This window comes from Lyngbya sp. CCY1209 (assembly GCF_035615495.1).
In the GTDB taxonomy this organism is placed as follows: domain Bacteria; phylum Cyanobacteriota; class Cyanobacteriia; order Cyanobacteriales; family Microcoleaceae; genus Limnospira.
In genome coordinates this window covers 1-13,064 of record NZ_JAJENU010000139.1, presented here as the reverse complement: position 1 = coordinate 13,064, position 13,064 = coordinate 1, and the positions used below count along the sequence as shown (strand labels likewise).

Annotated in this window: 10 protein-coding genes; 7 read left to right on the top strand and 3 right to left on the bottom strand. The window is 55.4% G+C overall.

Annotated features, from left to right (window positions below; genetic code table 11):
- Positions 1–103 precede the first annotated feature (103 nt).
- The 3 genes from psbN (at position 104) to LKE08_RS01415 (ending at position 2,376) form a co-directional block, all read left to right on the top strand.
- Positions 104–235 (top strand): photosystem II reaction center protein PsbN, encoded by a 132-nt coding sequence (psbN, locus tag LKE08_RS01425; RefSeq protein ID WP_324702407.1) that lies wholly within the window; start codon positions 104–106, stop codon positions 233–235.
- Between the two features lie 127 nt (positions 236–362).
- The gene (aroC, locus tag LKE08_RS01420; protein WP_324702406.1) at positions 363–1,463 is read left to right on the top strand and encodes a chorismate synthase; all 1,101 of its coding nucleotides are present in this window, start codon (positions 363–365) and stop codon (positions 1,461–1,463) included.
- A gap of 1 nt (position 1,464) precedes the next feature.
- Positions 1,465–2,376: an MBL fold metallo-hydrolase gene (locus LKE08_RS01415; protein ID WP_324702405.1), complete on the top strand. Its 912-nt coding sequence runs from the start codon at positions 1,465–1,467 to the stop codon at positions 2,374–2,376.
- Here LKE08_RS01415 and LKE08_RS01410 read toward each other — a convergent pair.
- Complete coding sequence (locus LKE08_RS01410) at positions 2,373–5,477, bottom strand: GAF domain-containing protein (RefSeq protein ID WP_324702404.1); 3,105 nt, start codon at positions 5,475–5,477, stop codon at positions 2,373–2,375. The two genes, LKE08_RS01415 and LKE08_RS01410, sit on opposite strands and share 4 nt — an antisense overlap.
- A gap of 345 nt (positions 5,478–5,822) precedes the next feature.
- On the opposite strand from LKE08_RS01410, the gene LKE08_RS01405 reads away from it, so the two are divergent.
- Positions 5,823–6,281, top strand: coding sequence for a DM13 domain-containing protein (locus LKE08_RS01405; RefSeq protein WP_324702403.1), 459 nt, complete (start codon positions 5,823–5,825; stop codon positions 6,279–6,281).
- A gap of 667 nt (positions 6,282–6,948) precedes the next feature.
- Here LKE08_RS01405 and LKE08_RS01400 read toward each other — a convergent pair.
- A complete protein-coding gene (locus tag LKE08_RS01400; protein ID WP_324702402.1) occupies positions 6,949–7,185 on the bottom strand; it encodes a hypothetical protein in 237 nt (78 codons plus the stop codon).
- A 112-nt stretch (positions 7,186–7,297) separates the two neighbouring features.
- A complete protein-coding gene (locus tag LKE08_RS01395; protein WP_324702401.1) occupies positions 7,298–7,498 on the bottom strand; it encodes a hypothetical protein in 201 nt (66 codons plus the stop codon).
- Positions 7,499–7,567: 69 nt separating this feature from the next.
- Between LKE08_RS01395 and glgB the strand changes: the two genes are divergently transcribed.
- From glgB to LKE08_RS01380, 3 genes are all read left to right on the top strand, one after another.
- Complete coding sequence (gene glgB, locus LKE08_RS01390; protein ID WP_324702400.1) at positions 7,568–9,847, top strand: 1,4-alpha-glucan branching protein GlgB; 2,280 nt, start codon at positions 7,568–7,570, stop codon at positions 9,845–9,847.
- Between the two features lie 242 nt (positions 9,848–10,089).
- Positions 10,090–12,633, top strand: a complete 2,544-nt coding sequence (gene gghA / locus LKE08_RS01385; RefSeq protein ID WP_324702399.1) for a glucosylglycerol hydrolase — start codon at positions 10,090–10,092, stop codon at positions 12,631–12,633.
- Between the two features lie 220 nt (positions 12,634–12,853).
- Positions 12,854–13,064 (top strand): type I restriction-modification enzyme R subunit C-terminal domain-containing protein (locus tag LKE08_RS01380; RefSeq protein WP_324702398.1); only part of this gene is annotated, 211 nt, incomplete at its 3' end.

The following is a 13,064-nucleotide window of genomic DNA, read 5'->3' as shown; positions in this document are numbered from 1 at the left end:
GAGCCGTGTGAGGTGAAAGTCTCATGCACGGTTTTGAATGGGAGGGGGAGATGGTAACATCTCTCTCGACCCCTAATTACAGACCACAATTGAAAACAACCAGATGGAACCAGCAGTCGCTCTCAACATTTCCTTGGCGGCGATCGTCGTCGCGATCGCAGCCTACTCGATCTACACCGCCTTCGGCCCCCCCTCCAAAGAATTGAGCGATCCCTTCGAGGATCACGAAGATTAATCGCGGGGTGTCGGGGGACGCCGGAAGACCTTCCCATTCCCGCATCAACTCCCCCGCCGCGCCCTAGGATTTGGAGAGTGGAGATCTGATAGGATCGAAACTCTGCAAACATTCGGCGAGACTCAGTATGGGCAATACATTCGGGCATTTATTCCGCGTCACGACCTTCGGGGAATCCCACGGGGGAGGGGTCGGCGTCATCATCGACGGTTGCCCCCCCCAACTCCCCCTGGACATCTCAGAAATTCAGTACGAGCTCGATCGCCGGCGGCCCGGACAGAGCAAAATCACCACGCCGCGCAAAGAAACCGACACCTGCGAAATTCTCAGCGGGGTGTTCGAGGGAAAAACCCTCGGCACCCCGATCATGATCGCGGTCAAAAATAAAGACACCCGGCCCCAGGACTACGACGAGATGGCGAAAAAATACCGCCCCTCCCACGCCGACGCCACCTACGACGCCAAATATGGCATCCGCAACTGGCAGGGAGGAGGCCGGTCTTCGGCCCGGGAAACCATCGGGCGGGTGGCCGCGGGGGCGATCGCCAAAAAAGTCCTCGCACAGGTGGCGAACGTGGAGATCGTCGGCTACGTCAAGCGCATCAAAACGTTAGAAGCCGCCATCGACCCCCAAACCGTCACCCCGGAACAAGTCGAAAGCAACATCGTCCGCTGTCCGGACGGCGAATGCGCCGGGCGGATGATCGAACTGATCGAAGCCGTCCGCGACGCCGGCGACTCCGTCGGGGGGGTGGTGGAATGCGTCGTCCGCAACGTCCCCCGAGGACTCGGCTCCCCCGTATTCGACAAACTGGAAGCAGATTTGGCCAAGGGCGTGATGTCCCTGCCGGCCAGCAAGGGCTTTGAAATCGGCTCCGGTTTCGCCGGCACCGAGCTCGCGGGCAGCGAACACAACGACGAATTCTACATCGACGAAACCGGTGCAGTCCGCACCGCCAGCAACCGCTCGGGCGGCGTGCAGGGGGGGATCTCCAACGGAGAGGCGATCGTCGTGCGAGTCGCCTTCAAACCAACTGCTACAATTCGGAAAGAGCAGAAAACCGTGACCCGCGAGGGAGAGGAAACGGTACTGGCAGCTAAAGGGCGACACGACCCGTGCGTTTTACCGAGAGCCGTTCCAATGGTAGAAGCAATGGTTGCCCTGGTACTCTGTGACCATCTGTTGCGTCATCACGGTCAGTGCGGCACTTTTAAACCTGAAGATTAAAATGGAAACCACCACCCCATCTTCTGCGTTGGAAACCCATCGCGATCGCCCCGAGTCCTCCCCTCAAGATCTCGAAGATTTTGTGGTGGAGTTTTGGGGGGTGCGCGGGAGCATCCCCACCCCGGGCCAAGAAACCATCCGCTACGGCGGCAACACCTCCTGTCTGGAAATGCGGGTCGCCGGAAAACGGCTGATTTTCGATGGCGGAACCGGCCTGCGGGCTCTGGGCGATTCCCTGGCGGAACAGATGCCCCTGGAAGCCTACATCTTCTTCACCCACTACCACTGGGACCACATCCAGGGATTTCCCCTGTTCACCCCCGCCTTCACCCCCGGCAACTGCTTCCACATTTACGGGGCCATCCCGCCGGACGGGGAGTCGATGAAAAAGCACTTCATCGAGCGGGTCCTCCACCCCAACTCCCCCATCCCCCTGAAGGGATTGCAGGCCGACCTGAGATTTTACGAATTGAAAGCCGGGGACAGCCTCCAACTCGACGACGGCATCGAAATCGAGACCGGACAGCTCAACCACCCCAACACCGCGATGGGATATCGCGTCACCTGGAAGGGGCGGTCGGTGGTCTACTGCTCGGACACCGAACACCTGCCCGACGGGTTGGACGACAACGTTCTCGAGCTCTCCCGGGGCGCCGACCTTCTCATCTACGACGCGATGTACACCGACGACGAATATCACAACCCCAAGTCCCCCAAGGTGGGTTGGGGACACTCCACCTGGCAGGAGGCGGTGAAAATGGCCGAGGCGGCGGGCGTGAAGCAGGTGGCGATCTTCCACCACGACCCCACCCACGGCGACGATTTCCTCGACGACATCGAGCGTCAAGTTCAGGCGGTTTTCCCGAAGGCGATCATGGCCCGGGAGCGGGCAGTCGTCCCGGTCGGGGGTTAGGTGTGCGTCCCCTCGGCGTCGAACAGTTCGAGCAACTGTTCAAACTGAAAGTTTTCCACGATCGCCGTGAGCTCCCGAATCAGATCAGACCGTTCCGATGGGATTTGCTCGATCAGGGATAAAATCGCCAGATCGTTGCCGAGTTGGGCCGCATAGCGGAGTTGCTCCCGCCATTCGGGGGGCATAGCCGAGATCTCTCCCGCATCGATCGCCCGTGGCTCGGGCGCGGGGGCGCCGTCGATCGCTTCCGTTTCGGGGGGGTTCTCGGTGTACTCGAGGTGCAAATACCGGGCAAGAATATCCAAAACCTGTTGCCGGCGAAAGGGTTTGCCGATAAAATCGTCGCACCCGGCATCGAGACAATCCTGCCTTTGTTCAGAAAAGGCGCTGGCCGTGATGGCGACGATCGCCGGGATGGCGTCCCCGTCCGACCCCTTGATCTCCCGGGTGGCCGCGAAGCCGTCCAAAATCGGCATCTGCATATCCATGAAAATCAAATCGGGGCGCCACCGCTTCCAAGCAGCGATCGCCTCCTGCCCATTTTCCGCCTCCTCCACGTCCAGGCCCAAATCCTGCAACAGCGTCGTCAGCAACAGGCGGTTGACGGGGTGATCTTCCACCACCAAAATGCGATACCGTTTTTGTCCCGGCGCGACGCGGAGCCCACGGCTCAACTGGGAGTCCCCGCCGCCCGGGACCGGTCCGTCGCCCAGCAACACGGGAATTTGGAAGCCGAAACAACTGCCCCTCCCCAACTCGCTGCTCACTTCGATTTCGCCCCCCATCAACTTGACGAAGCGCTGGGAAATCACCAAGCCCAAACCCGTCCCCTGCTGGCTTTCCCGGCCCGATCGCGTCTGTTTGAACGCCTGGAATAATTCGTGCATTTCCTCCTCGGAAATACCGCAGCCCGTATCCCGAATTTCAAACTTCAGAACCGTCCGGCCGTCGCGGTCAGAATTCACCTTCCGAAGTACCGACACCCGCAGCGTTACCGTCCCTTGCTCGGTAAATTTGATCGCGTTGCCGATCAAATTGATCAGTACCTGTCGCAACTTGCTCTCATCCGTTTCGATCGCCTGCGGCACGTCCTCTTCGATGTCAAACCGCAGATTGAGCCCCTTCGATTCCGCCTTCAGGTTCAGCATGGCTTCAATCGCCCGCAATGTGGAATGCAGGTCAAATTTGGCCCGGTCGAACGTCACCCGGCCCGCTTCAATTTTGGACATTTCCAAAACGTCGTTGATCAGCTCCAACAAGTGCTGGCCGCTGTGGCTGATAATTTTGATATAGTCCTGATGTTTGGAAGCCAGGGTGCGATCGCGCTGCAACAACTGGGTGAAGCCCAAAATGGCATTCAGGGGGGTGCGGAGTTCGTGGCTCATATTCGCCAAAAACTCGCTTTTGGCGCGGTTAGCCGCATTGGCGGCGTGGGCCGCCTGTTTCAATTCCTCCGCCTGACGCTGGGTTTTAAAAAACAATTCGGCTTGATGGACTGCGATTCCCAGTTGGTTGCTGATTTGGGCGATCGCGTTCACTTCCGCAGCCTTCCAGTGCCGGGGTTCGCCATTTTGGTAAACGCACAATAAGCCCCAAAGTTTCTGTCCTTGAAAGATGGGAGCGATCGTGTACGATCGCGCCTGCAATTGCTCTAACAGTTCCAGATAACAGGGAGAAAACCCGGCGGTTTTGACATCCGAAACGCAACAATAACTGTCGGCTTCCCGGTAAATTCCACCCCGGTTTTCTTGCAAATAGGTATCTTCGATCAGGGTGTCAGAAAATCCGAATCGGGAGGCGATACAATCTCGATGATCGACCGCATTTTGGAGCCAGTTTTGGGGCGTTTCGGCGGCCGAAATCACGCTCTTCCAACCCGCCGCGACCGATTCCGCCACCAAAACGCCGCTCCAGTCGGAATTGAACCGATAAATGAGGACGCGATCGCCGGAAATCACTTTTCTCAACTCGTCCGTCGTCGCCCGAAAAATGCTCTCCAGATCCAGGCTGCGGCGCATCTGCAAAATCACCTGATTGATCGCCCGTTCGCGGTCGGCCATCAGCTTCATCGCCACTTCCGCCACGCTCCGCTCTTGCACCTCTGTCTCCAAAGCCAAATTCGCTTTTTTGAGTTCGGCAGTGCGCTCCTCCACCCGAAATTCCAACTCTTTGTAAGCCCGTCGCTTCTCTTCTTCCGCCCATTTCCGCTGTAGTTCCGTCGCCGCCCGGGTGGCAAAAATATTCACGATCGCGTGGGTGCGATCGTCTTGAAAGAGCGGTTTGACATCCAGAATTGATAAAATCCCGATCGCCTCGCGATCGCGGTTCACCAGGGGGACTCCCAGATAACTCTGAGCCTCTAACTCTTGCAACAATTCATATTCGGGAAAAAGCTGCTGTAAATCTTGCGGATAACAACAAATTTTTTGCGTTTTTAAAACCGTATTACAGGGGGTCTCGTCCCAATTCACATCTTCGCGATCGACCAAATGATCCCGCCACCAAAACGCCAGATTTCGCGGCGTCAACCGACCCGATCTGTCGGCCTCCGTGACCGCCACATAGGGCACGTCCAAACACCGAGCCAGATTCTCGACCAAAGCCGGAAAAAAATCCGCCCCCGTCACCGACGCGGTTCCCGCCACGATCGCCCGCAGGATTTCTTCCGTTCTCTCCCGTTCCGCCACCTGTTTTTGCAACTCCAGATTCACCACTTCGAGTTGTTCCGGAGTTTTCAACGCCAAAAATTGGGGCAACAATTCCCACAGCCGCAACGCCGTGTAACAGGACACCAAAGCGGTCGCAGCCCGCTCGAACCCTGAGATCCAATAGTTGGGAAACCACAGCGTCCAGATATCCAGGCTGTGGCCGATCCCGCAAAAAATGATGAAAGCCCCGAACATCACGAACACCTCGGAAAAGGGCGAATCGTTGCGTTTGCGGACGAAGTAAAACAACATTGCCGGGATCGAGAAATAGGCGATCGCGATCAACCCGTCGCTGACGACGTGGAGCCCCACCAGGGGCGTTTGCCACAGGTAACAATGGCCGTGGGGCATATAAAAATTCGGGGATACCATGCGATCGAGTAACTCCAGCACTGTTCCGTTCTCCGTAGGATATGGCGCGGTTCGTGGGATGGCGGTCGGACGGGTCTTCGGTCGATGTTGCCCGGTGTCAGAGGTTCTCACCCGCGAGATTACATCCGCAACGCCATCCGTCCGATCGCCTTGAAATTGCCAACGGACATTCGAGGGGTCAGAACGTTTCAGTCGATCGGATCGAGACATCAAACCAATACTTACCAGCATGGCATATCGATCCCGGACTGGGGAAGGATGACCGGGCGATTGGCTTCTGTGCATTCTCTTATCTGACTATCACCCAATTCACCGGCGCGCCCCGTAGTTTAGAAACTCTCAGACATTCAAACCCGGAGTTCAGCCATGATTCTCGACAATTTGAAAACTTTCGGTCTCTGTTGCGCCTTGGTTTTGGGTACGTTCGGGGTGATCGCCACCCTCCCCGCCCCGGGCTTCTCCGAACCCGCCGTCGCCCAGTCTCAGCAACAAAGCGTCATCGCGATGGGGTCTTTCGTCACCGTCGAACAAGACCACCCCACCGTGGGAACCGCTCGAATTATTAGTGAAAATGGCAAACGCTATTTAGAATTTGATAGCGAATTCACCACCGCCCAAGGCCCCGACGTGCAGGTCATTTTGCACCGCGGCGGTTCCATCCCCGTAAATCTCAATGAGGGGGATTACGTCACCATTGCCGCCCTGCAACAATTCGACGGCACCCAACGCTACGCCCTCCCCGACAACATTGATATCAATCAATTTCAATCCGTGGGCATTTGGTGCCGCGAATTTAATGTCACCTTCGGTTACGCGGCACTTTGAAGCCACAAAAAAGGGGCGATCGCGCGATCGGCTCCCCCGTGGGGGCAACCGTCTCCGGTTGCCCGATATTTGAGTATTGACGTGTAGCGGCCCTTTTGCAGGTGGGCGATCGCAAGCTGACTGCTGATTGCTATAATGAGATGATTCCCCACGGCCGATATGGATGCGGAGCGAGTCCGCACCCATATTTTGGGGGAAATTAACAAGTCAGAAAACTTGCGATCGCGCGGGGGAACCGTAAAACAGTGCGGAAGTGACGGCGAGTACCGAAATCGTTCCCAAAGATGCGATGCGAGATTGTAAGATTTTACCAACCATAATTTTAAGCTTGTCCTCAATCGAATTTTCGTTCAAAGCGTCGGCCGCGCTCGATTTGTTAATTACTAGCTTTACAAAAGATATAAAAATTAACGTCTTCCGCTGGTTATAACCTTCAATAAAAGTCGCGATCGCTTCAATTTCGGGGGTGATATTGTCGAGTTTGTTTGTGGAGGTAAAACCGCCGATATAAACCGATAGATATAAACGAGTTCTTCACACTTTCTCATTTTTCGGGCGACCCGATCGCCCCCGTTGCCCCGAAAAATCGACCATTGAAAATTGCCATAGTTGAGGCCCGACGCGATCGCGCCGGGCCGGGTTTGTTCCGAAGAGCAACAAAAGAATTTTAGGCGACTTCCAATTTCGTTTCCTGCTTTTCCATCCTAATTTTTGCCGGCAAATCCAGGGCGGAATGGCTCAAAATCTGCTGGACTAAATCCGCATCTTTTCCGGTGAATTTTAGGATGTGATCGCCTTGCAGGTTGAGAATGAGTGAATTTCCGTCTCGATCGGGCGATCGATACCAGCAAATCACCGAATTTAAGTTAAAACCGAAATCATTGACTTTGATCAGGTGTGACATGGTTCAAGTTTGAATGAATGGCGGATGAAAGCGCAGCGTCAGAGGTGATCAACCGATGATTAATTACTATATTGTGAATTTAAATTTACAGTGTCAGCATCTATCTAAAGGATCAAACGATTTGACCTCCCGTCAACGATAAATTTCCACCAACGATCGCATAAATTAAACGCGATCGCCCCAGCCGTCTGTATCGGGCGATACGATTTTCCGCTTCCATCCCGAGAATGATATCCGAGAGCGATCGGAACGTTTCGAGAAATTTATACCTTTTGGTCGATACATTTTGAGCCGCATTCGCCCAAGCTATCAAATTTATGGGGCGAACCCCCAGGCAATAACTTTGCTACCATAAGACCGATGCAGCAGAGGTAGATTTCCTATGACCACGACAATTGCTCCGGAACAGGTGCAGCGGATTGTCAGCAATCAGCACAACAATCCGTTCGAGATCCTGGGTTCCCACTGCATCGAGCAGGACGGGAAAACGAGCTGGTTGGTGCGGGCCTACCTTCCCAACGCAGATGCCGCCTGGGTGATCCGCCCCGAAGAGCGGGAACAGTACCGGATGCAGTCGGTACACCACCCCAACTTTTTTGAATGCGAATTGGACGTTCCCGAACTCAAAAATTATCAACTCAAAGTCAAAGAAGGCGATCGCGAACGGGTATTCTACGACCCCTACGCCTTCCGCTCCCCCAAACTCACCGACTTCGACATCCACCTGTTCGCCGAAGGGAAACACCACCGCATCTATGAAAAACTCGGTGCCCACCCCACCGAAATCAACGGCGTCAAAGGAGTCTACTTCGCCGTCTGGGCGCCCAACGCCCGCAACGTCTCCGTCATCGGCAACTTCAACTACTGGGACGGACGCCACCATCAGATGAAACGGGGCGGCAACGGCATCTGGGAACTGTTCATCCCCGAACTCGAAGTCGGAGAACTCTACAAATACGAGATCAAAAATAACGTCGGACACATTTACGAAAAATCCGACCCCTACGGCTTCGGGCAAGAAGTCCGCCCCAGCACGGCGTCAATTGTCGCCGACTTGAGCACCCACACCTGGGGGGACGGCGACTGGATGGAAAAACGCCGCCACACCGAGCCCCAAGACCAACCCATCTCCATCTACGAAGTCCACTTGGGGTCCTGGCTGCACGCCGGAGTTGACGAACCGCCGGAAACGGGTCAGGTGGTGGAAATTTCCGAAAAACCCGGCGCCCGCTTTCTCACCTACCGGGAACTCGCCGACCGACTCATCCCCTATGTCAAAGAACTCGGCTTCACCCACATCGAGTTGATGCCCGTCGCCGAACACCCCTTTGACGGGTCTTGGGGCTATCAGGTGGCGGGATATTTCGCCCCCACCTCCCGCTTCGGAACCCCCGCAGACTTCATGTATTTCGTCGATCAATGTCACCAAAACGACATCGGCATCATCGTGGACTGGGTACCCGGCCACTTCCCCAAGGATGCCCACGGCCTGGCCCGGTTCGACGGAACGGAACTCTACGAACACGCCGACCCCCGCAAGGGCGAGCACAAGGGCTGGGGGACCCTAGTTTTTAACTATTCCCGCCACGAAGTCCAGAACTTCCTGATCTCCAACGCCCTGTTCTGGTTCGACAAATACCACATCGACGGCGTGCGGGTGGATGCGGTGGCGTCGATGCTGTATCTGGATTACGATCGCAAACCCGGAGAGTGGGTCCCCAACCACCACGGCGGCAACGAAAACATCGAGGCTGTGGACTTCATGCGTCACCTGAACACGCTGATTTTCGGCTACTACCCCGGCATCCTCTCCATCGCGGAAGAGTCCACCGCCTGGCCGATGGTGTCCCGCCCCACCTATTTGGGCGGTTTGGGGTTCAGCTTCAAGTGGAATATGGGCTGGATGCACGATATGCTGAATTATTTCAGCCAAGATCCCGTCCATCGCCCGTACCACCACAACAACGTCACCTTCAGCATTATGTATGCGTTCAGCGAGAATTTCATGCTGGCGTTGTCCCACGATGAGGTAGTCCACGGAAAGGGCAGTTTAATTAATAAAATGCCCGGAGATCACTGGCAAAAATTCGCCAATTTGCGATCGCTTTTCGGCTATATGTTCACCCATCCCGGCAAGAAAACCTTGTTCATGGGCATGGAATTCGGCCAGTGGCGGGAGTGGAATGTTTGGAATGACCTGGACTGGTGGCTGCTGGAGTCGGAACCCCACCACCGCCTGAAACAATATATCAGCGACCTCAACGCTTTATACCGTTCTGAACCGGCTTTGTACAGCGAAGATTTCTCCTTCGATGGGTTTGAGTGGATTTCCTGCGATGATGCCCATCAAAGCGTGGTTTCGTTCATGCGGAAGGCGAAGCATTCCGATGAGTTTCTTGTCATCGTCTGCAACTTCACCCCCATTCCCCGCCATAACTATTGGGTGGGCGTTCCCCAACCCGGTTTCTACGCCGAAATTTTCAACAGCGATGCCGAGAAATACGGCGGCAGCAACCTGGGCAACTTCGGCGGCAAGCAGTCGTTTGAATGGGGAAATAATCGCTTCTCCCAGGCGATCGAACTGAGTCTGCCCCCCTTGGGCGTCATCGTCCTCAAATTAGATGAACGCAAAACCTTGACCTTGGAAGCTGAAACAAAGTAGGATGCTGAAACGATCCCGTCGTAGGGTGGGTTAGGCGGCTGAAACTTATTGCTGTTAAAGCTATTTAGAAATCCGCCGTAACCCACCGTTTAAACTGTGTCAGTCTAGTCAATTTTTAAGGTGCGTTACGCTGTCGCTAACGCACCCTACTAAACTGCTAGATCGGGAATGAATTCCCGGGCGTAACCGATAGTTAATGTCCCATTCCTTGTCCTCTCTTTTTTTGACTTAAATCGAGAATTATGGTAACAACAGCTAAACCGAAATCGACCCCCATCACCCGAGTTGAAGACGAAACTCAAAAACTGATTCAGTGGGCGGAAGACATTCACAATTCAGACCTTACCGTATTTCAAAAAGCCCAGGCGATCGCCACCCGTTTGGGCGCCCATTATCGCCCCGATGGTTTAACTGAAATCGGCTTCTGGGCACCGGAATTGGGGGCGGACATGATCCAGCCCAAAAACATTTATTTGGAATTCCTCACCCCCAAGGGCAAAATCGATCCCAAAACCCCCGTCCAAAAAGTCACCTTCCATCGGGAATACGTCCAACTCGAAAAACGGGGGGAATTATTTTGGGGGGTTTACTCCGGCATCCGCCCCGGCAACAAGGATCAGTTGGGAACCTTCTACTGGATGCACTATCTAGACCCCAACACCAACGAGATCCGCACCATCGGGGACTTTTTAGCCTACTCTTTACCCTACGGCGTCTATGCCCCCGCCGAAGTTTACGACTTCCAGGGGATGCAAAACAACCGGGGCGATCGCGACTATTTCTCCCGGTGGAAAACTGAGGGCGAAACCGACGAAATCCCCCGCGTCCATCCCCCAAAAAATATTCTGCAACTGCACGTCAACACCGCCTCCCCCAACGGGTATCTCTCCGGTCTAACCGAACTCTACAAACGTATCGGCGAAAAATTAGTCAAAAACGAAGAACTCACCCCCGCCGAACAGAATTATATCGGCTACGATTCCGTGCAATTACTCCCCGTCGAACCCACCGTCGAATATCGCGCCGAACACGAATTCGGGCAGGGATTCTTCATCTTCAACGAAGACGACATGGACGAGATGGACCCGGAAACGGAAGGTGTCGAATACGAAGAAGGGGATCTCAAAATCACCCTGAAAAAACCCGACACCCAAAACTGGGGCTACGATATCGTAATTTTCGGTTCTTCAGCCACCGATCCCTCGGTGTTGGAAACCCTGCGGATCGAAGAATTGGTGGACTTTATCGCCACCTTGCACAACTTCCCCACCGGGCCGATTCAGGTGGTGTATGATGTCGTCTACGGGCACGCCGACAACCAGGCGATCGACCTGCTGAACGGACGATTCCTCAAAGGGCCGAATATGTACGGCCAGGACGTCAACCACCAAAACCCCGTCGTCCGGGCGGTGTTGCTGGAAATGCAGCGGCGGAAGGCGGAAACGGGTATCGACGGCATCCGGGTAGACGGCGCCCAGGATTTCAAATTCTTCAACCCCATGTCCGGGCGGGTGGAGTACGATGATGCTTATCTGGCGGATATCGCCCACGTCGTCCAGACGGTGGGGGGTTGCCAACGTTACCCGTTCATGATCTTTGAGGACGGACGGCCCTGGCCGGCGGAAGGGTGGGAGGAGATTTCCACCTATCGGGATGTGATCGAATTTGTCCCGCCGGCGTTCCAGTGGGGCCCGCTGATTTTCGCCCACAACACCCCGACGCTGAGGCAATTTTGGGATAAAAAATGGAAGCGGGTGTGCGAAGTGATGCAGGTGGGAGCCCACTGGATTACGGGTTGCGGCAATCACGACACCCTGCGGCGGGGGACTCAAGTCGATCCGGAATTGCCGATCAACTGGAATTTGGGTAAAACCTATGTGGAGGTGCTCAATAATGCCTACGATAACCCGGCGATCGCAATGATGGTGTATGGGTTCAGTCCCGGACTGCCGATGGATTTTATCAATTGTACGATGCGATCGCCCTGGGGATTTTTGCGGAATACGGATGACCGCTATGGGGTGAAAGTGGTGGCCGAAGAAGCCGGTTTTTTGGATTGGCAGGTGGAGCCCGCCATGTACGCCGAAACGGACGCTTTCCCCCGCCTCAAAAAAATGGGATTCGGCAAACTGGCGGAACTGCGGCAGTTCATGCGGGGCCTTTACGATGCGATCGAAGAGACGGACTACGATCTCGAAGAAGTCGCCCGCCTCTGCCAGCGGTATTTGGGGGCAGAGTCGGAGAAACCGGAGGTGAAGGAAGAGACAAAAACTCGCAAATCGGCGTCCAACCTGCAAAAGTTGAACGTCCCCGGCAAATCTCAGGTTTTGGCGGAGTTGGATGTGGGGCGGTTGAAAGACTTCGCCCGGGCGTTCATGGAGGACGCCCACGACCTCTGCAACGTCTGGAACCACGAGGCGGCGTTGAATCCGGAACAGACGGCCTACAATTTGGCGTTGCGGCAATTCCGCCAACAAAATGATTGGCTGATGGAGAATTTGTCGGGTATGGATCGCTTCAACCGCATCAGCGACGGCGATCGCACCGTTTTCTACGGCCTGCGGACCCAACCCCAAGAGGAGGGCGTGCCCGAAAATCCCGTCCAGGTGGCGATGGTGTCCCACATGGGCGGCGACCCCGTGACGGTGACGCTGGGGGACTGGCTGCAGTTGGATCTCGACGAGTGGCGGGTGGCGATCGCTTCCCCGGGCCTGGAGATTCCCGACCTGAAAGCCTTCGAGCTCTCCGACTCCCAAGGATTGCTATTGCGGCGGGTGGTGGGTTAATTCAAACGGGTGGGGGCAACCTTACAGGGTTGCCCAGGAGTCAAAAATCAATGGTGGGGGCAACCTTACAGGGTTGCCAGACCCATCCCGGAAGCATCGGAAATCGAGGTCAACCCATTCAAAACTCCCAATATTACGTTTGCCCAATTGGTGGACGAATTGGGGTCGGTGGACGATGGGAGGGCGTTGCCGGAGATCGTCGATCAATTGTTGGCGGAATTTGAACGATCGCACCCGGGAACGAGTGGAGGCGATCGCGGGTTGTTCGACTGAGGAAATGGTGGATTATATCAAGAACAATTCGGCTAAAGAACGGGTCGATCGCGCGATCGCAAAAGTTCTGGCGTCCCGCCAGTGGACGGACTCGCAGCGGAAATGGTTGGAACGGATCGGGAAGCAGTTAAAATCGGAAACGGTGGTGGATAGGCTGG